We start from the raw sequence: 18105 nt of genomic DNA on the forward strand, positions 1-18105 counted from the left end.
ATGGCGTGGGCATGCGGCGACGCTACCGCTAATCGGACAAAAGTGACGAACCTGGCATATTGGTTCGCCGCGTGTCGCTCCCGGTTCCCCCGACCGGGGTCATGCCGGTCGCCTCAGAGCCGGGCCACGTTGCGCTCGTACACCAGCCGCAGTCCGATCAGCGTCAGCCACGGCTGGTGCTCGTCGATCACCGAGGACTCCCCCAGCACCATCGGCGCGAGCCCGCCCGTCGCGATCACCGTCACGTCGTCCGGGTCGTCCGCCAGCTCCCGCGCCATGCGGCTGACGACCCCGTCGACCTGCCCGGCGAAGCCGTACACGATGCCGGCCTGCATGGCCTCGACGGTGTTCTTGCCGATCACGCTGCGCGGCCGGGCCACCTCGATCTTGCGCAGCTGCGCGCCCTTCACGCCGAGCGCCTCGACGGAGATCTCGATGCCGGGCGCGATGACCCCGCCGACGTACTCCCCGCGCGCGGAGACCGCGTCGAACGTGGTCGCCGTACCGAAGTCGACGACGATCGCCGGGCCGCCGTACAGCTCGACGGCGGCCACCGCGTTGATGATCCGGTCCGCGCCGACCTCCTTGGGGTTGTCGGTGAGGATCGGCACGCCCGTCTTCACGCCCGGCTCCACCAGTACGGCGGGCACGTCGCCGTAGTAGCGCCGGGTGACCTCGCGCAGCTCGTGCAGCACCGACGGCACGGTCGCGCAGATCGCGATGCCGTCGATGCCGTCGCCCAGCTCCTCGCCGAGCAGCGGGTGCATGCCCATCAGCCCCTGGAGCAGCACCGCCAGCTCGTCCGCCGTACGGCGGGCGTCCGTGGAGATGCGCCAGTGCTCGACGATGTCCTCGCCGTCGAACAGGCCGAGGACGGTGTGGGTGTTGCCGACGTCGATCGTGAGGAGCATGGCCGTTACTCCGCCTCGCGCAGGTCGAGGCCGATGTCCAGGATCGGCGCGGAGTGGGTCAGCGCGCCGACGGCCAGGAAGTCCACGCCCGTGTCGGCGTACATGCGCGCGGTGTCGAGCGTGAGCCGGCCGGAGGCCTCCAGCAGGGCCCGGCCGCGCACGATCCCGACGGCCTCCGCGCACTCGTCCGGGGTGAAGTTGTCCAGCAGGATCAGGTCCGCGCCCGCCTCGACGACCTCCCGCAGCTGGTGCAGGGTGTCGACCTCGACCTCGATCGGGATGTCCGGGAAGCTCTCCCGTACGGCCTTGAAGGCCTGCGCGACGCCGCCGGCGGCGATCACGTGGTTGTCCTTGACCAGGGCCGCGTCGGACAGCGACATGCGGTGGTTGACACCGCCGCCGCAGCGGACGGCGAACTTCTCCAGCGAGCGCAGGCCCGGGGTCGTCTTGCGGGTGTCCCGCACGCGCGTCTTGGTGCCCTCCAGCGCGTCCGCCCACGCGCGCGTGGCGGTCGCGATGCCGGACAGACGGCACAGGATGTTCAGCGCGCTGCGCTCGGCGGTCAGCAGGTCACGCGTGCGCGTGGTGACCGACAGCAGCTTCTGCCCGGCCTCGATCCGGTCGCCGTCCTCGACGTGCCGCTCGACCTCGAACTCGTCCGTGCACACCACGGAGAGCACGGCCTCGGCGACCCGGAGGCCGGCGACGACGCCGCCCTCGCGCGCGGTGAAGTCGCCGGTGGCGACGGCGTCCTCGGGGATGGTGGAGACGGTCGTCACGTCCACGCCGCCGTCCAGGTCCTCCTGGATGGCCACGTTGGCGATGTCCTCGACCTCCACGGGGTCCAGCCCGGCGGCGGCCAGCAGCTCGGCGAGCGCGGGGTCGAGCCCGCTCTCCAGGTACTCCTCGTCGCCCTCCGCGCCGCAGGCGCAGCCGTCACCGCAGCCGCCGGTGGGGGCGAGGGGAAGGTCGTCGGTGCTCACGTTCGTCACTGCTCCTGGGCGCTGGTGTTACCGGGTCGGGGGGAAGTCTGCGGTGTCGGTGGTGTGCACGGCCAGCGACCGGTCGGGGTTCAGCCGTACGACGATGTGCCGCCGCCAGTGGGTGTCGTCGCGCTCGGCGCGGTCCTCGCGCCAGTGGCAGCCGCGGGTCTCCTCGCGCATCCGCGCGGCGGCGACCAGGACCCGGGCGACGCACAGGAGGTTGGTGGCCTCCCAGGTGTCGACGCCGGGCTCGGCTGTCTTGCCGTTCTCCGCGAGGGCGTCGCGGGCGTCCGTGTGCAGCCGCTGGAGCTGTTCGGCGGCCCTGGCGAGGGACTCCTCGGAGCGCAGCACGCCGGCGCCCTCGGTCATGATCCGCTGGATGGCGAACCGCGTCTCGGGGGCGAGCAGCGGGTGCGCGGGCTTGCCGGGCTCCGGGACCGGCTGGGGCACGCGCGCGTGGAGGCCGTTCTCCGCCCGGGACTCCGCGATGTCGGCGGCGATCCGCTCGGCGTAGACGAGCCCCTCGAGGAGGCTGTTGGAGGCGAGCCGGTTGGCGCCGTGCACGCCGGTGCAGGCGACCTCGCCGCACGCGTACAGGCCCGGCACGGTGGTGCGGCCCCGGGCGTCGGTGCGCACGCCTCCGGAGGCGTAGTGGGCGGCCGGGGCGATCGGGATGGGCTCGGTGACCGGGTCGATGCCGTTGGCGCGGCAGGCGGCCAGGATGGTCGGGAAGCGGTGCTGCCACATCTCGGCGCCGAAGTGCCGCGCGTCGAGGTACATGTGCTCGGCGCCCTGCTCCAGCATCCGCCGCAGGATGCCCTTGGCGACGATGTCCCGGGGCGCCAGCTCGGCCAGCTCGTGCTGCCCGACCATGAAGCGCACGCCGTCGGCGTCGACCAGGTGGGCGCCCTCGCCGCGCACCGCCTCGGAGACCAGCGGCTGCTGGCCCTCGGCCTCCGCCCCGAGGAACAGCACGGTCGGGTGGAACTGCACGAACTCCAGGTCCGACACCTCGGCGCCCGCGCGCAGCGCCAGCGCCACGCCGTCACCGGTCGACACCGAGGGGTTGGTGGTCGCGGAGAACACCTGGCCCATGCCGCCGGTGGCGAGGACGACCGCGGGGGCGTGCACGGCGCCCACGCCGTCGTGCTGGCCCTCGCCCATCACGTGGAGCGTCACACCGGCCGTACGGCCCTCGGCGTCGGTCAGCAGGTCCAGCACGAGCGCGTTCTCGATCGTGCGCACCCCACGCGCCTGGACGGCCTCCACGAGGGCGCGGGAGACCTCCGCGCCGGTCGCGTCGCCGCCCGCGTGCGCGATCCGGCGCCGGTGGTGGCCGCCCTCGCGGGTGAGCTGGATGTCGCCCTCGTCGTCGGTGTCGAAGTGGGCGCCGGTGGAGATCAGCCGCCGTACGGCGTCGGGGCCCTCGGTGACGAGGATCCGCACCGCCTCCTCGTCGCACAGACCCACGCCGGCCACCAGGGTGTCCTCGAGGTGCTGTTCGGGCGTGTCGCCCTCGCCGAGGGCGGCCGCGATGCCGCCCTGCGCCCAGCGCGTGGAGCCGTCGTCCAGGCGCGCCTTGGTGACGACCACGGTGCTCAGGCCCGCGGCCTCGCAGCGCAGCGCCGCGGTCAGGCCGGCCACTCCGGAGCCGACGACGACCACGTCCGCGGAGATGGCCCAGCCGGGGGCGGGCGCGTGCAGTCGTATGCCTGTGCTGGTCACGAGGCGGCTCCGAGGGTTCCGAAGGTGAGGGGGAGGTTGTCGATCAGCCGGGTCGTGCCGACCCGCGCGGCGACGGCCAGGACGGCCTCGCCGGTGAAGTCGTCGCCGATCTCGGTGAAGTCGGACGGGTCGACGAGGGCGAGGTAGTCCAGTTCGAGCGGCGGGACGAAGCGCGTGGCCTCGTCCAGCACCTGGCGGGCGGCCGTGCGGACGGCGGCCGGGCCGCCCGGGGACGCCGTGGCGACCGCGTGCGCGTCGGCGGCGGCGCGGGACTCACCGAGGGCGCTCAGCGCCTCCGCACGCGCCTGCGTGGAGGGCACTTCGCGGGCACGCGCGCGCAGCGCCTCCTGCGCGGCGTGCCGGTCGCGGCCCGCGAACAGCGCGCGGGACAGTGCGAGCGCGGTGGCGCGCTCGGCCGGCGAGAGGTAGCGGTTGCGGCTGGACAGGGCGAGCCCGTCCTCCTCGCGCACGGTCGGTACGGCGACGATCTCGACGCCGAAGTTCAGGTCCCGCACCATGCGCCGGATCAGGGCCAGCTGCTGGGCGTCCTTCTGGCCGTACAGGGCCGCGTCGGGGCGGGTGAGGTGCAGCAGCTTGGCGACGACGGTGAGCATGCCGTCGAAGTGGCCGGGCCGCGAGGCGCCCTCCAGGCGCTCGCCCATGGGCCCGGCGCTGATGCGGACCTGGGGGGCGCCGCCGGGGTAGACCTCGTCCACGGAGGGCGCGAACACCACGTCCGCTCCGGCCTGTTCGGCGATCTTCACATCGGCGTCGAGGGTGCGCGGGTAGCGGTCCAGGTCCTCGCCCGCGCCGAACTGCAGCGGGTTGACGAAGACGGTGACGACGACCTCGCCGTCCGGTCCGGCGATCCCGCGCGCGGTGCGGATCAGGGTGGCGTGGCCCTCGTGCAGGGCGCCCATGGTCATCACGACGGCGCGGCGGCCCCGGCGCACGCGCGCGTGCAGCTCGTCGGCGGTGCTCAGCAGGGCGGTGGTCATCGGTCGTTCCCCTCGGTGCCGGTGGTGCCTGGGCCGGTGCTGCCGGTCGTGCCGGCGGCCCCGTCGGCCAGCACGCCGAGCAGGTCCTCGGCGAGTTCGGGCTTCAGCAGGCCGTGCGCGAGCGCCCGGTCGGCGGTCGCGCGGGCCATCGCCACATAGCCCGCGACGGTCTGCGGGGCGTGCGCGCGCAGCTCGGCGATGTGCGCGGCGACCGTGCCGGCGTCCCCGCGCGCGACGGGCCCGGTGAGCGCCGCGTCGCCGGAGCGCAGCGCGTTGTCGAGGGCGGCGCCGAGCAGCGGGCCGAGCATCCGGTCGGGGGCCTCGACGCCCGCGGTGCGCAGCAGCTCCATCGACTGGGCGACCAGGGTCACCAGGTGGTTCGCGCCGAGGGCGAGCGCCGCGTGGTACAGCGGGCGGTTCTCCTCGCTGATCCACTCCGGCTCGCCGCCCATCTCGATCACGAGGGCCTGGGCGGCCAGCCGCAGCTCCTCGGGCGCGGTGACCCCGAAGGAGCAGCCGGCCAGGCGCTGGACGTCCACCGGGGTGCCGGTGAAGGTCATCGCGGGGTGCAGGGCCATCGGCAGCGCGCCCGCGCGCAGGGCCGGGTCGAGGACCTTGGCGCCGTACCGGCCGGAGGTGTGCACGAGCAGCTGCCCGGGCCGTACCGCACCGGTCTCGGCGAGCCCGGAGACCAGTCCGGGCAGGACGTCGTCGGGGACGGTGAGCAGCACCAGGTCGGCGCGGCCGAGGACCTCGGCGGGCGGCACCAGCGGCACGTCCGGGAGCATGGTCTCGGCGCGCCGCCGGGAGGCGTCGGAGACGCCGGAGACGGCCACCGGGCGGTGCCCGGCGAGCTGGAGGGACGCGGCGAGCGCGGGACCCACGCGGCCGGCGCCGACGACGCCGACGGTGAGCCGCGCGGGGCGGTCCTTGAGGTCTTGCTGGTGGACTGTACTCACGCGACGGCGGCCTTCCCGTTCCAGTCCGCTCTGGGTACCGGACGATTTCTCGTCATGTTAACGCTATCTCGGTCCGGAGCCGACCGGTCGTCCACAGGCTGTGGGTTACGCCACGCCCTCGCGGGCCCGGAAGAACGGTGCTGCAGCGCGTCCGCGCGGGAAATACGGCTGTCCGTCCGGGCCGCCGCACGGCATGATCCGCACATGACCGATGAGGCGCGACCGGACGAAGAGCAGCGGGAACAGCAGCAGGCGGAGCAGTCCCCGCAGGAGGCGATGCGGGCGCGGCGCCGCTCCGCCCTCGCGAAGGCGGAGCGCGTGCTGGCACGCCCGGGCTTCGGGCGCACGATCAGGGAGCGGCTGGCGGACCTCCAGCAGGCGGCGCCCGAGGTGTACGACCTGGACCGGCCCGCGGACATCTACGGCAACGGGATCGTGGCGCACCTGGAGGAGCGGATCGCGTCCCTGCTCGGCACTCAGGCGGCCGCGTTCTTCCCGACCGGCACGATGGCCCAGCAGGTGGCGCTGCGCTGCTGGGCGGGCCGCACCGGCAACCGCGCGGTGGCCCTGCACGCCCTGGCCCACCCGGAGGTGCACGAACGGCACGCCTTCAGCGAGGTCAGCGGGTTGCGCCCGGTGCGGGTGACCAGTGAGCCGCGGCTGCCGACCGCCGCCGAGATACGCGGCTTCGACGAGCCCTTCGGGACGCTGATGCTCGAACTGCCCTTGCGCGACGCCGGTTTCGTGCTGCCCACCTGGGAGGAACTGACCGAGGCCGTCGAGGCGGCGCGGGAGCGCGACGCGGTGGTGCACTTCGACGGCGCACGCCTGTGGGAGAGCACGGTCCACTTCGGCCGCACGCTCGCGGAGATCGCCGGCCTCGCGGACAGCGTCTACGTGTCGTTCTACAAGTCCCTCGACGGCTTCGGCGGCGCCGCGCTGGCCGGCCCGAAGACGCTGGTGGAGGAGGCGAAGACCTGGCGGCACCGGTACGGCGGCATGGTCTTCCAGCAGTTCCCGACCGTGCTGTCGGCGCTCGCCGGCCTGGAGCGCGAACTGCCCCGGCTGCCGGACTACGTGCGGCACGCGCGCGTGGTCGCCGCCGCGCTGCGCGAGGGTTTCGCCGCGGCCGGCCTGCCGTGGGCCCGCGTGCACCCGGAGGAACCGCACACCCACGACTTCCAGGTGTGGCTGCCGTACGACCCCGACGTCCTCACGGAGGCGGCGGTGCGCCAGGCCGAGGAGACCGGGACCTACCTCTTCGCCGCCCCCTGGGACCGCGGCGGCCCCGGGCTGTCCTTCACCGAGGTCGCCGTGCGCTCCGAGGGCCTTGCGTGGACGGCGGACGACGTGCGGACGGCCGTCGCCGGCTTCGCCACGCGCCTGCCTACGCCGTGACCGGCAAGCCCGGCTCCCGCGCTCAGCCGTGGCCGCCCGCGCGGACCAGGCCGGTCTCGTAGGCCAGCACCACGACCTGGACCCGGTCGCGCAGGCCGAGCTTGGTCAGGATGCGGCCGACGTGGGTTTTCACCGTCGCCTCGCTCAGCACCAGCCGGGCCGCGATCTCGCCGTTGGACAGTCCCTGCGCGACCAGCACCATGACCTCGCGCTCGCGGTCGGTGAGCCGGTCCAGCTCCTTGTGCTGCGGCTCCTTGCCGGTGGAGGGCAGCATCGGGGCGAAACGGTCCAGCAGGCGCCGGGTGGTGGACGGCGCCACGACCGCGTCGCCGCTGTGCACCGCGCGGATGGCCGCCAGCAGATCACCGGGCGGCACGTCCTTGAGCATGAACCCGGAGGCGCCCGCCTTCAGCCCGGAGAACGCGTACTCGTCCAGGTCGAAGGTGGTCAGGATCAGCACCTTCGGCGGGTCGGCCTCGGCGCAGATCCGCCGGGTGGCCTCCACGCCGTCCAGCTTCGGCATGCGCACGTCCATCAGGACGACGTCGACCGGCGTGGACTTCACCACCTGCAGGGCCTCGACGCCGTCGCCCGCCTCCGCGACGACCTCCATGTCCGGCTGGGCGGCGAGCACCATCCGGAACCCGGTGCGCAGCAGCACCTGGTCGTCGACGAGCATCACACGGATCGTCATCGGGCCTCTTTCGGTCGGGACGGGTGGTCTGGTGGTTCGGGCAGGGCGTGACAGGTGTCAATCGGGGGCGTGCGGCTGCGTCAGTGCGCTGGTTTGAGCGGGAGCAGGGCACTGATGCGGAATCCTCCGCCCGGCCGCGGGCCGGCGTCCAGGGTGCCGCCCACCATGCCGACCCGCTCGCGCATCCCGATCAGGCCGTGCCCCTGGCCGTCGGCGCCGCCCTCCTCGTACAGCTCGTGCGGGGCGCCCTTGCCGTCGTCCTCGACGAGCAGGCCGAGCCCGTCGTCGAAGTAGACCAGCCGCACGCTCGCGCCCGCGTTGGGCCCGCCGTGCTTGCGGGTGTTGGTGAGCGCCTCCTGCACGATCCGGTACGCGGTCAGCTCCACGCCGCTCGGCAGCGGACGCGGGGTGCCCTCGACCTTGAAGTCGACCGGCAGGCCGGCGTTGCGGCACTGCTCGACGAGGTCGTCGATCTGCTCGACGTCCGGCTGGGGAACGTACTCCCCGCCCTCCTGGTGCTCCCCGGTGCGCAGCACGCCCAGCAGGCGGCGCATCTCGGCGAGCGCCTGGCGGCCGGTGGAGGAGATCGTCTCCAGCGCCTTCCTGGCCTGGTCGGGAGCGGCGTCCAGGACGTACGCGGCGCCGTCGGCCTGCACCACCATCACCGACACGTTGTGCGCGACCACATCGTGCAACTCGCGCGCTATCCGGGCGCGTTCGGCGGCCACCGCGACCTTCGACTGCGCCTCGCGCTCCTTCTCCAGACGGGCCGCGCGCTCCTCCAGCTGGGCGAAGTAGGCGCGCCGGGTGCGCATGGAGTCGCCGAGCACCCAGGCGAGCGCGAAGGGCACCGTCTGGAAGGCGACTATGGCGATCCGCCCGAGGAAGCCCGCGTGCTCGGCCGGCCAGCGCAGCTGCGCGAAGGCCGCCGCGCACAGGCTGACGACGAGCGCGAGCCGGGAGGCCCAGCGCGCGCCGACCGCCGCCACTGTGTAGGTGATCACCAGCATCGCGAAGTCGGCGACGGTCGTCTCGACGTCCAGCACCAGCTGGACCAGCCCGGTCGCGAGGGCGACCAGCAGCATCGGCTCCGGGAAACGGCGGCGCAGCGCCACGACGACGCACAGCACGAAGGACACGGCCATCCCGGCGGCGACCGACATGTGGTGACCGGGCACCCCGCTCAGATTGACCACGCTCACACCGGACAGCCCGAACAGGGCGACGGCCCAGAAGGTGTCGACCCACGTCGGGTGGCGGCGGAGGAAGTCATAGAGGCGCTGCACGTAACCCAGCGTAGGCAAACCAGATGCGTGCAGGGGTCAACCGGAGGGCCGATCCGCGTCCGGCGCGCGTACTCCGCAAGGTGGAGGAAGTGATCATCTGTGCGCCTAGTCTGGTGCGGTGACGGATGAGACGCCGCGGGAAGCGGAACGGCGCGCCCGCGAGGGCGGCGGACCGCGCGGCTGGCGCGCGGCGGCCGAGGCGGCGCTGTACGGCCCCGGCGGCTTCTACCGCCGCCCGGAGGGCCCGGCCGGCCACTTCCGTACGTCCGTGCACGCCTCCCCGCTGTTCGCGCGGGCCGTGGCCCGGCTGCTGTGCCGGGTCGACGAGGCACTGGGCCGGCCGGCCGCGCTGGACTTCGTCGACATGGGCGCGGGGCGCGGTGAACTGGTCACCGGGGTGCTGGCCGCCCTGCCGGCGGACGTGGCCGCACGCGCGCGTGCGTACGCCGTCGAACGCGCCGGCCGCCCGGCCGGTCTCGACGAGCGCATCACCTGGCTGGACGCGCCCCCGCCCGCCGTCACGGGCCTGCTATTCGCCAACGAGTGGCTGGACAACGTGCCCGTGGACGTCGTCGAGGTCGACCCCGCGGGCGTGCCCCGGCTGGTGCTGGTCGCCGACGACGGCACCGAGCGGCTCGGGGAGCCGGTGACCGGCGCGGACGCGGACTGGCTCGCCCGGTGGTGGCCGCTGCCGCCCGAGGAAGGGCTGCGCGCGGAGATCGGGCTGCCCCGCGACCTGGCGTGGGCGTCGGCGGTGCACCGGCTGGTGCGCGGGCTCGCGGTCGCCGTGGACTACGCGCACACCGCCGACACGCGCCCCCTGTTCGGCACGCTCACCGGCTTCCGCGCCGGGCGCGAGACGGCGCCGGTGCCCGACGGATCGTGCGACATCACGGCCCACGTCGCCCTGGACGCCTGCGCGACGGCTCCCACGGCGCACGCGCCTTCGGGTACGCCAAGCATGCCCGCGGACACGGCGCACGCTCCCTCCGGCCCAGTGCGCGCCCTGTCTGCCCCGCGCCTGCTCACGCAGCGCGCCGCTCTGCGCGCTCTCGACATCACCGGCGCACGACCCCCGCTCGCGCTGGCCTCCACGGACCCCGCCGCCTACGTGCGCGCCCTCGCGGGCGCCGGGGAGGCCGCCGAACTCACCGCTCCGGGCGGGCTCGGCGACTTCGGCTGGCTGGTCCAGCCGGTCGGTATCGCCGACCCGCTCGCCTGAGCCCCCTGCTCCTCGCCGACCCTACGCGCGCCCAGGCGGCCGACCCCCACCCGGCGGCCGGCCCCCACCGGGGTCGCCCTACTTGTCGATGTCGCCGACGACGAAGAACATCGAGCCCAGGATCGCCACCATGTCCGCCACCAGCGTCCCCGGCAGCAGCTCGGTCAGCACCTGGATGTTGTTGTACGAGGCCGAGCGCAGCTTCAGCCGGTACGGCGTCTTCTCGCCCTTGCTGACCAGGTAGTAGCCGTTGATGCCGAGCGGGTTCTCGGTCCACGCGTACGTGTGCCCCTCGGGCGCCTTCAGCACCTTCGGCAGCCGCTGGTTGATCGGGCCGGGCGGCAGTTCGGCGATCCGGTCCAGGCAGGCGTCCGCGAGGTCGAGCGCGTTGTGGGTCTGCTCCAGCAGCACCTCGAAACGGGCGAGGCAGTCTCCCTCGCTGCGGGTGGCGACCTTCAGGGCGCCCCCGAGGTCGCCGTACGCCAGGTACGGCTCGTCGCGGCGCAGGTCGAAGTCCACGCCCGAGGCGCGCGCGATGGGCCCGCTGACGCCGTACGCGTGCACGGTCTCCGGCGCGAGCGCCCCCACCCCGCGCGTGCGGCCGCGGAAGATCTCGTTGCCGAGGACCAGGTCGTCGAAGACGTCCATGCGCGAGCGCACGTCGGCGACGGCGGCACGCGCGCGTGCGGCCCATCCGGCCGGCAGGTCCTCCTTGAGGCCGCCGACCCGGTTGAACATGTAGTGCATGCGCCCGCCGGAGACCTCCTCCATGACGTTCTGGAGCACCTCCCGCTCCCGGAACGCGTAGAACACCGGCGTGATCCCGCCCAGCTCCAGCGGGTAGGAGCCGAGGAACATCAGGTGGTTCAGGACCCGGTTCAGCTCGGCCAGCAGCGTGCGCGTCCACACCGCCCGCTCGGACACCTCCATGCCGAGCATCCGCTCCACGGCGAGGACCACGCCCAGTTCGTTCGAGAACGCCGACAGCCAGTCGTGGCGGTTGGCGAGCACGATGATCTGGCGGTAGTCGCGCGCCTCGAAGAGCTTCTCCGCCCCGCGGTGCATATAGCCGATCACCGGCTCCGCGCGCATGATGCGCTCGCCGTCCAGCACCAGCTTCAGCCGCAGCACACCGTGCGTGGACGGGTGCTGAGGCCCGATGTTGAGCACCATGTCGGTGCTTTCCGCGGCGCCGCCGATCCCGACCGTGGTCTCCGTCGTAGGAGTCATGGCCCCAGTTTCCCCTACGTACGCTGGCCCCATGGAAACGGGGAGCCTTGACGAGACCGGTATACCGGGGGCCGAGCCGGTGTGGCGGGGCCTGGAGTCCGCTCTGCTGCGGATGCGGCTGCTGCTCGTGCTGGTGTGGGCGGCGGGGCTGGCCCTCGCCACCGGGCTGGTCCTGGGGCTGGCCGTGGGGCCCGCGTGGGCCGTATTCGCGCTGGTGCCGATGGCCGGCGGCGCGTGGGGCCGGCGGCTGGTGGGGCGGAACTGGCGCTCGTGGCGGTACGCCGAGCGCGCGGACGACCTGCTGATCAGCCGCGGTGTCCTGTGGCGCGAGGAGACGGTGGTGCCGTACGGGCGGATGCAGCTGGTGGAGGTCACCTCCGGGCCCGTCGAGCGGCGCTTCGGGCTGGCCACCGTGCAGCTGCACACGGCGGCCGCCGCGACCGACGCCACCATCCCCGGCCTGGACCCGGCCGAGGCGGAACGGCTGCGCGACCGGCTCACCGAGCTGGGCGAGGCACGCTCGGCGGGCCTGTGACCACCCCGGACCACGGCGACGCGGCGGACGCCACGCGCGCGTACCCCGCGGACGCATACCCCGTCGACGCCACGCGCGCGTACCCCGCGGACACCCCGGCCGGCACGGGCGCCGGGGGCGCGGAGGACCGCGCGGCCGTGCCCGAGCGGCGGCTGCACCCCGTCACGCCCTTCCGCCGGGCCTGGGCGCCGGTCGCCGTGCTGGCCGGGTGGGCGGTGCACGACCCGAACGCGACGCAGGCGCAGCTGGCGCGGCTGACCACCACCGCGCTGCTGCTCGGCCTCGCGGTGCTGGTGCCGGCGGCCGGTCTCTACGGCTTCCTGTCCTGGTGGTTCACGCACTTCGCGGTCACCGGCACCGAACTGCGCATCCGCACCGGCCTGGTGTTCCGGCGCACCGCGCACATCCGGCTGGAGCGCATCCAGGCCGTGGACGTCTCCCGCCCCCTCCTCGCGCGCGTGGCGGGTGTCGCCAAACTGCGGATCGACGTCGTCGGCGCCGACGACAAGGACGAGCTGGCCTTCCTCGGCGAGCAGGAGGCCCGCGCCCTGCGCGCGGAACTGCTCGCGCGCGCGGCGGGTTTCGCGCCCGAGACGGCGCGTGAGGTCGGCGAGGCGCCGGCGCACGAACTGCTGCGCGTGCCCCCGCGCGCGCTGGCGCTGTCCCTGGTGCTGACGGCCGCCCCCTGGGTCTCGCTGTGCGCCGCGCTCGTCGTACCGGCCGTGCTGTGGCTCGCCACCCACAGCCTGTGGACGGTTCTCGCGACCGCCCTGCCGCTGTTCGGCGCGGCCGGCGCGCGGAGCGCGGGACGGTTCGCCGCCGAGTTCGACTGGAAGGTGAGCGAGTCGCCGGACGGGCTGCGCATCGACCGCGGGCTGCTGGACCGTACGCACGAGACGGTGCCGCCCGGCCGGGTGCAGACCGTGCGGCTGGTGGAGCCGCTGCTGTGGCGGCGGCTCGGCTGGGTGCGGGTGGAACTGGACGTGGCCGGATCCGCGAACTCGGTGCTGGTGCCGGTCGCGCCCCGCCCGGTCGCCGAGTCGGTCCTCGCGCGCGTGCTGCCCGGTGTGACGGTGCCTCAGGAGCTGTCGGGGCCGCCGCGGCGGGCCCGCTGGTGCGTGCCGGTGTGGTGGAGCGGGCACCGCCTCGCGGTCACCGGCGCCGTGTTCGCCGCCCGGCACGGCCTGCTGCGGCGCCGGCTCTCGCTGGTCCCGCACGCCAAGGTGCAGAGCGTACGGCTGACCCAGGGGCCCTGGCGGCGGCTGTGGCGGCTCGCCGAGGTCCATGTGGACACGGGGGCCGGCAAGACCGTGACGGCCGGGCTGCGGGACGCCGAGGAGGCCGTACGGCTGCTGCACGCCCAGGCGGAGAGGTCCCGCACGGGCCGCCGCGACGCACGCCCCGACCGCTGGATGACCTGAGGCCCGGCTTCCGCGCGGGAAGCCGGGCCTCGTGCCTGCTGTGTGGCGCCGGGTCAGGACGCCGCGCTGCGCAGGCCCTGGACGTCGATCTGCTCGGTCTCGTCGTGTGCGGTCAGGTCGATGACCTGACCGGCGCCGTCCGGCCGGGCGTGGGCCTGCTTGAACCCGGCCTCGGCCTCGGCCTTGTGCACGGCGAGCGCCTCCTGGCCGACGACGTCCGCGAGATCCTCGTTCTGCACCGACTCCAGCGCGGCCTTCGGCCCGCCCTTCTGGGTGCCGAAGAAGTCGAAGCCGCCCTCGACCACCGGGCGGCGGACGGGCGCGGCCGGTACGACGGCCACCGCGGTCGGCACCGTGAAGTGCCCGGCGGGCGGCGGGCCCACGGCCGTGGCGGGCTCGGCCGGCGTCATGGGGGCGGCGGCCGCGCGCGCGTGCTCGTCGGCCGCCTGGGGCTTCCCCTGGGCCTCCTCCTCCTGGGCGGCCGGCGCACCGGCCTCGCTGCGGGAAGCCCCGGCGCCGTCCGGCACGCCTTCCACCGCGGCGGCGGCAGCGGACTCCGCCTCAGGCTCGCCTGCCGTACGGACGGGGTCCGCCTTGCCCGTCGCGACCGCGCCCGCGTCGCCCTTGGCCGAGCGGTCCTCGGGCTCACCGGCCTCGGCGCGCGCCGCCTGCGGGGCCGTATCCCCCAAAGCCGCCGCCTCGGAGGCCGCTGCTTCGGATTCCGCCGCCTCGGACGCCTCGGCCGTGGCCGTCGGCTCGGTGTCCGTACCGGAGTCGCCGCGCGTGTCGCTGCCGAAGCGGGCCAGGGCCGTCAGGGCCTGCTGGTAGAGCCAGGCGCCCTCGCGTGAGAACACCGCGTAGGCCACCGGCTCGTCCCCGGAGTCCGCCTGCGCCTCACCGGCGGCCTGCTCCAGGGCGGCCTCTTCGTTCGCCCCGGCCGGCTCCGGCCCGGCGCGGCGCGCGGGCGGCAGCGCGGGCGAGGACGAGGGCGCGGTCGCCTCGATCTCCAGCAGCCGGCGTCCCTCCAGGGCGCTCGCGCGCTCGGTCTCCGCGGTGGCGTACCGGCGCAGCAGGGCCGCGTGCTCGTTGCGCAGGCCGGCCAGCTCCGCGCGCTTGGCGCGCAGCCGCTGCTCCAGCTTGGCGCGCAGCTCGCGCGACTCCTCCAGGTCGGTCTCCAGTTCGGCGACCCGCTCCTCGTACCGCCATTCGTCGCCGGCACGCGCGCGTATGAGCTCGGCGACCCGCTTGCCCGCCTGCGCGTCCCAGCGGCGCATCACGACGGCGCCGACGACCGCGGTCGCCGCGGCGACGGCCGCCAGCGCGCGCAGCGCCGTGGCCTCGGAGAACACCCAGGGACCCAGCGCGCAGACGACGGACACACCGGCGATGGCCGTCGGAGGCAACAGCCGGTGCAGAGGTGGGGAATGGCGGTGGCGTCCACGTGGCATGGCCAGAAACTTACCGCGCGTAGGCGAATCGCGGACCCCCGCCCCGTAAAAACACGGCCACAAGACCGGCTTCACGAGACGTCAGGCATGCCCGGGTCAGTGGGCGACCAGCCGCTGGCTCAGCCACTGCAGCATCGGCGGGATCTCGCGCCGCCAGGTGTTGAAGTTGTGGCCGCCGCTCGGGAGGATGATCGACGAAATCCTGGTCACGTTGGTCGCCTGCACGCTCTTGATGAACTTGAGCGTGTCCTTGTAGTTGTGCTCGCCCACCCTGCTGCTGGTGACGAGCAGCGACGTCTCGGGCGCGGACAGGTGCGTGATCGCCCAGAAGAGGTTGGCGCGATTCCGCAGATTCGTATCGCCTCGGAAGAGGTCTCCGGTGGTGGGGTCGACCGGCGCCTTGTAGTACGGCGACAGCCCGGCGGCGGCCGCGTACGCCTTCGGGTGGTGCATGGCGATCTTCAGCGCGCAGTAGCCGCCGGTCGAGTCGCCGGCGATGCCCCAGCTGGCCGGCGTCCTGTCGACCCGGTAGTGGGCGGTCACCGAGTCGCGCAGGTCCCTGGCGAAGAACGTCTCGGCCTGCGGTCCGCCGGGCACGTCCACGCACTCGGTGTCCCGCGGCGGCGCCACGGTCGGGCGCAGCATCACCAGGATCATCGGCTGCATCTTCCCGGCCTTGGCCAGCTGCAGTGCCGTACTCGGGTAGTGCAGCTTGTCCACCAGCGCCTGGGCCGTGCCGGGGTAGCCGGTGAGGATGACGGACACCGGGAACTTGTGCGTGCGGTTCTGCGGCTGGAAGTACTCGGGCGGCAGATACACGAACGCCGGCGTGGCCAGGTGGGTCGTACGGCCGATGATGTCCACCTTCTGAACCTGCCCGGCGACCTGCGGCAGGGCGCTGCTCATCCCGATGACGCGGGAGGTGGACACCACTTGGACGGGGCTGCCGGCGCCGCCGCCCGTTATGTGGTCGACGACCACTCCCTGTCCGGTCTCCTGGCCGAACAGGTCGGCCCAGCTGGCGTAGAAACCGAAGGCCTGGTTCACGGCCAGGCCCACCGAGGCGAAGAGCGTCAACTGGGTGCCGAGCAGCAGCCCGACGCGTCCGCTGACGGCCCGCCAGTTCCGCCGGGCCAGCCGCGGCCACCACCACACCGTGCCCAGGAAGAGTACGACGGCGAGGACGACCGCCAGCGCCAGCACCTTGTTGCTCGTCAGACCCATGGGCTGTTACCTGCCTGCGCTCTCCGCCCGGCGCCCGTCCGCGCGTCGTCGCACGGGCTTGCCCGGGGCTTTCCTTGGCCTTTGACCCGACTTTCCGGTGGGGAGTGAACCTGTCTCCCCGAGACACCGTCCTAGAGGGCGCAATGTCGCCGGATGCCCGTATCGGGCCCGGGTTCAAGGTCTCTCGCAGAACTACGGGATGCGATGTCTGTCAGGATAGATGGGGAAATGTCGGGCGGGGTTCCGAGCCGATCCAGCCGGGCGCGGCGCATACTGCGCGGCCCGCGCCCCGAGGCCGTCCCCGTGCTCGTCGGCAGGGCCGCCGCCCTCGTGGGCGTCCTGGACATTGCCGCGGGCGTGTTCCCGCGCTTCCGTCACAGCCGTATGCACGCCCTCGCGGAAGTGCTGCCCGGCTCGTTCGGGCCGTTCGCGGCCGCGCTCTCGCTGAGCGCCGGCGTGCTGTTGCTGCTGCTCGCGCACGGGCTCAAACGGCGCAAGCGCCGGGCGTGGCGGGCCGCGGTCGCGCTGCTGCCGGCGGGCGCGGCGGCGCAGTTCGCGTACCGGCACTCGCTCGCCGGCGTGCTCATCGCCGTCGCGCTGCTCGTGCCGCTGCTGCTCCACCGCGACCAGTTCGCCGCCCTGCCCGATCCGCGCAGCAGGTGGCGCGCACTCGCCAACTTCATCCTCATGAGCGCCGGCTCTCTCGTCCTCGGACTCGTCATCGTCAGCGTCCACCCGCACCGGACGATCGGCGACCCGAGCCTGGCCGATCGGCTGACGCACGTCGTCTACGGCCTGTTCGGCTTCGAGGGCCCGGTCGACTACCAGGGCAACACGTCCTGGACCGTCGCCTTCTCCCTCGGCGCCCTCGGCTGGATCACCGCCGCCACCACCATCTACCTCGCCTTCCGCCCCGAACACCCCGCCGCCCGCCTCACCGAGGAGGACGAGTCCCGGCTGCGGGCCCTGCTGGACAAGCACGGCGGGCGCGACTCCCTCGGCCACTTCGCGCTGCGCCGCGACAAGGCCGTCGTCTTCTCCCCCAGCGGCAAGGCCGCCGTCACCTACCGCGTCGTCTCCGGCGTGATGCTCGCCAGCGGCGACCCCATCGGCGACGTCGAGGCCTGGCCCGGCGCCATCGAGCGCTTCATGGACGAGGCCAGGGCCCACTCCTGGACCCCCGCCGTCATGGGCTGCTCGGAGACGGGCGGCGAGGTGTGGACCCGCGAAACCGGCCTGGACGCCCTCGAACTGGGCGACGAGGCGGTGGTGGACGTCGCGGATTTCTCGCTCGCCGGACGCGCGATGCGCAACGTGCGACAAATGGTCAAACGCATCGAGCGGGCCGGCTACGAAACCCGGGTACGGCGCATCCGTGACCTCGGCGACGCCGAACTGGAGCGCATCCGGCGGGCGGCGGAGGACTGGCGCGGCACCGACACCGAGCGCGGCTTCTCCATGGCGCTCGGCCGCATCGGCGACCCCGCCGACGGCGACTGCCTGATCGCCACCGCGCACAAGCAGGACGACGAGCCCGGCGAGTACGGCGACCTGAAGGCGATCCTGCACTTCGTGCCCTGGGGCGGGGACGGCGCCTCGCTGGACCTCATGCGCCGCGACCGCAGCGCCGACCCCGGCATGAACGAACTGCTCATCGTCGCCGCCCTCCAGGCCGCGCCGAAGTTCGGCATCACCCGGGTCTCGCTGAACTTCGCGATGTTCCGCTCCGCCCTCGCGCGCGGCGAGAAGATCGGCGCCGGTCCGGTGCTGCGCGCCTGGCGCGGGCTGCTGGTGTTCCTCTCGCGCTGGTTCCAGATCGAGTCGCTGTACAAGTTCAACGCCAAGTTCCAGCCGCGCTGGGAGCCCCGCTTCGTGGTCTACCGCAACAGCGCCGACCTGCCCCGCATCGGCTTCGCCGCCATGCAGGCGGAAGGCTTCGTCAACCTCGCCCTGCCGCTTCCGCGCTTCCTGCGCCGGCGCAGGGCGACCGCCGAGCGCCCCTGCGCGCACACCGTGGCCGAACGGGACGTCCGCGCGGCCTGAGCCGCGCGGACCAGGGCACCGCGAAGGT

General features: G+C 73.9%; 15 protein-coding genes. 5 read left to right on the plus strand and 10 right to left on the minus strand.

Annotated elements, in window-relative coordinates; all coding sequences use genetic code 11:
• Positions 1 to 113: 113 nt before the first annotated feature.
• From AB0950_RS27775 to AB0950_RS27795, 5 genes are read right to left on the minus strand one after another with little or no spacing between them, the layout of a single operon-like run.
• Complete coding sequence (locus AB0950_RS27775) at positions 114 to 911, minus strand: type III pantothenate kinase (RefSeq protein ID WP_360153866.1); 798 nt, start codon at positions 909 to 911, stop codon at positions 114 to 116.
• A gap of 5 nt (positions 912 to 916) precedes the next feature.
• Positions 917 to 1894, minus strand: a complete 978-nt coding sequence (gene nadC, locus AB0950_RS27780) for a carboxylating nicotinate-nucleotide diphosphorylase (RefSeq protein ID WP_360153869.1) — start codon at positions 1892 to 1894, stop codon at positions 917 to 919.
• A gap of 27 nt (positions 1895 to 1921) precedes the next feature.
• Complete coding sequence (locus AB0950_RS27785; protein WP_360153872.1) at positions 1922 to 3619, minus strand: L-aspartate oxidase; 1698 nt, start codon at positions 3617 to 3619, stop codon at positions 1922 to 1924.
• On the minus strand, positions 3616 to 4617 hold the full coding sequence (panC, locus tag AB0950_RS27790; RefSeq protein WP_366779642.1) for a pantoate--beta-alanine ligase: 1002 nt from the start codon (positions 4615 to 4617) through the stop codon (positions 3616 to 3618). The genes AB0950_RS27785 and panC overlap by 4 nt, the downstream gene beginning before the upstream one ends.
• Positions 4614 to 5576, minus strand: coding sequence for a DUF2520 domain-containing protein (locus tag AB0950_RS27795; RefSeq protein WP_360153878.1), 963 nt, complete (start codon positions 5574 to 5576; stop codon positions 4614 to 4616). The genes panC and AB0950_RS27795 overlap by 4 nt, the downstream gene beginning before the upstream one ends.
• A 204-nt stretch (positions 5577 to 5780) precedes the next feature.
• Between AB0950_RS27795 and AB0950_RS27800 the strand changes: the two genes are divergently transcribed.
• Complete coding sequence (locus AB0950_RS27800; protein WP_366779643.1) at positions 5781 to 6974, plus strand: beta-eliminating lyase-related protein; 1194 nt, start codon at positions 5781 to 5783, stop codon at positions 6972 to 6974.
• A gap of 22 nt (positions 6975 to 6996) precedes the next feature.
• On the opposite strand, the gene AB0950_RS27805 is transcribed toward AB0950_RS27800, so the two are convergent.
• Together AB0950_RS27805 and AB0950_RS27810 are read right to left on the minus strand one after the other, a co-directional pair.
• Complete coding sequence (locus tag AB0950_RS27805; RefSeq protein WP_360153884.1) at positions 6997 to 7668, minus strand: response regulator transcription factor; 672 nt, start codon at positions 7666 to 7668, stop codon at positions 6997 to 6999.
• A gap of 80 nt (positions 7669 to 7748) precedes the next feature.
• On the minus strand, positions 7749 to 8954 hold the full coding sequence (locus tag AB0950_RS27810) for a sensor histidine kinase (RefSeq protein WP_360153887.1): 1206 nt from the start codon (positions 8952 to 8954) through the stop codon (positions 7749 to 7751).
• 118 nt (positions 8955 to 9072) lie between these two features.
• Here AB0950_RS27810 and AB0950_RS27815 point away from each other — a divergent pair, with 118 nt between their 5' ends.
• Positions 9073 to 10176, plus strand: coding sequence for an SAM-dependent methyltransferase (locus AB0950_RS27815; protein ID WP_366779644.1), 1104 nt, complete (start codon positions 9073 to 9075; stop codon positions 10174 to 10176).
• 78 nt (positions 10177 to 10254) lie between these two features.
• Here AB0950_RS27815 and AB0950_RS27820 read toward each other — a convergent pair whose 3' ends face one another.
• Complete coding sequence (locus AB0950_RS27820) at positions 10255 to 11406, minus strand: NADH-quinone oxidoreductase subunit D (RefSeq protein ID WP_366779645.1); 1152 nt, start codon at positions 11404 to 11406, stop codon at positions 10255 to 10257.
• A gap of 31 nt (positions 11407 to 11437) precedes the next feature.
• Here AB0950_RS27820 and AB0950_RS27825 point away from each other — a divergent pair, with 31 nt between their 5' ends.
• Positions 11438 to 11941, plus strand: coding sequence for a PH domain-containing protein (locus AB0950_RS27825; RefSeq protein WP_366779646.1), 504 nt, complete (start codon positions 11438 to 11440; stop codon positions 11939 to 11941).
• A 137-nt stretch (positions 11942 to 12078) separates the two neighbouring features.
• Complete coding sequence (locus AB0950_RS27830) at positions 12079 to 13362, plus strand: PH domain-containing protein (RefSeq protein WP_366779716.1); 1284 nt, start codon at positions 12079 to 12081, stop codon at positions 13360 to 13362.
• Positions 13363 to 13415: 53 nt separating this feature from the next.
• Here the strand turns inward: AB0950_RS27830 and AB0950_RS27835 are convergent, their stop codons facing one another.
• Positions 13416 to 14810: a hypothetical protein gene (locus tag AB0950_RS27835; RefSeq protein WP_360153899.1), complete on the minus strand. Its 1395-nt coding sequence runs from the start codon at positions 14808 to 14810 to the stop codon at positions 13416 to 13418.
• Positions 14811 to 14906: 96 nt separating this feature from the next.
• On the minus strand, positions 14907 to 16034 hold the full coding sequence (locus AB0950_RS27840; RefSeq protein ID WP_360153902.1) for an alpha/beta hydrolase-fold protein: 1128 nt from the start codon (positions 16032 to 16034) through the stop codon (positions 14907 to 14909).
• A gap of 228 nt (positions 16035 to 16262) precedes the next feature.
• Between AB0950_RS27840 and AB0950_RS27845 the strand changes: the two genes are divergently transcribed.
• A complete protein-coding gene (locus tag AB0950_RS27845) occupies positions 16263 to 18077 on the plus strand; it encodes a phosphatidylglycerol lysyltransferase domain-containing protein (RefSeq protein ID WP_360153905.1) in 1815 nt (604 codons plus the stop codon).
• Positions 18078 to 18105 lie beyond the last annotated feature (28 nt).

The organism is Streptomyces sp. NPDC007189, assembly GCF_040703635.1.
In the GTDB taxonomy this organism is placed as follows: Bacteria; Actinomycetota; Actinomycetes; order Streptomycetales; family Streptomycetaceae; genus Streptomyces.

Bases quoted from the DNA above. Each gene is read 5' to 3' on its own strand.
- AB0950_RS27775 (WP_360153866.1), bottom strand. From the start codon at position 911: ATGCTCCTCACGATCGACGTCGGCAACACCCACACCGTCCTCGGCCTG.
- panC (WP_366779642.1), bottom strand. From the start codon at position 4,617: ATGACCACCGCCCTGCTGAGCACCGCCGACGAGCTGCACGCGCGCGTG.
- AB0950_RS27800 (WP_366779643.1), top strand. From the start codon at position 5,781: ATGACCGATGAGGCGCGACCGGACGAAGAGCAGCGGGAACAGCAGCAG.
- AB0950_RS27805 (WP_360153884.1), bottom strand. From the start codon at position 7,668: ATGACGATCCGTGTGATGCTCGTCGACGACCAGGTGCTGCTGCGCACC.
- AB0950_RS27820 (WP_366779645.1), bottom strand. From the start codon at position 11,406: ATGACTCCTACGACGGAGACCACGGTCGGGATCGGCGGCGCCGCGGAA.
- AB0950_RS27825 (WP_366779646.1), top strand. From the start codon at position 11,438: ATGGAAACGGGGAGCCTTGACGAGACCGGTATACCGGGGGCCGAGCCG.
- AB0950_RS27835 (WP_360153899.1), bottom strand. From the start codon at position 14,810: ATGCCACGTGGACGCCACCGCCATTCCCCACCTCTGCACCGGCTGTTG.
- AB0950_RS27840 (WP_360153902.1), bottom strand. From the start codon at position 16,034: ATGGGTCTGACGAGCAACAAGGTGCTGGCGCTGGCGGTCGTCCTCGCC.
- AB0950_RS27845 (WP_360153905.1), top strand. From the start codon at position 16,263: ATGTCGGGCGGGGTTCCGAGCCGATCCAGCCGGGCGCGGCGCATACTG.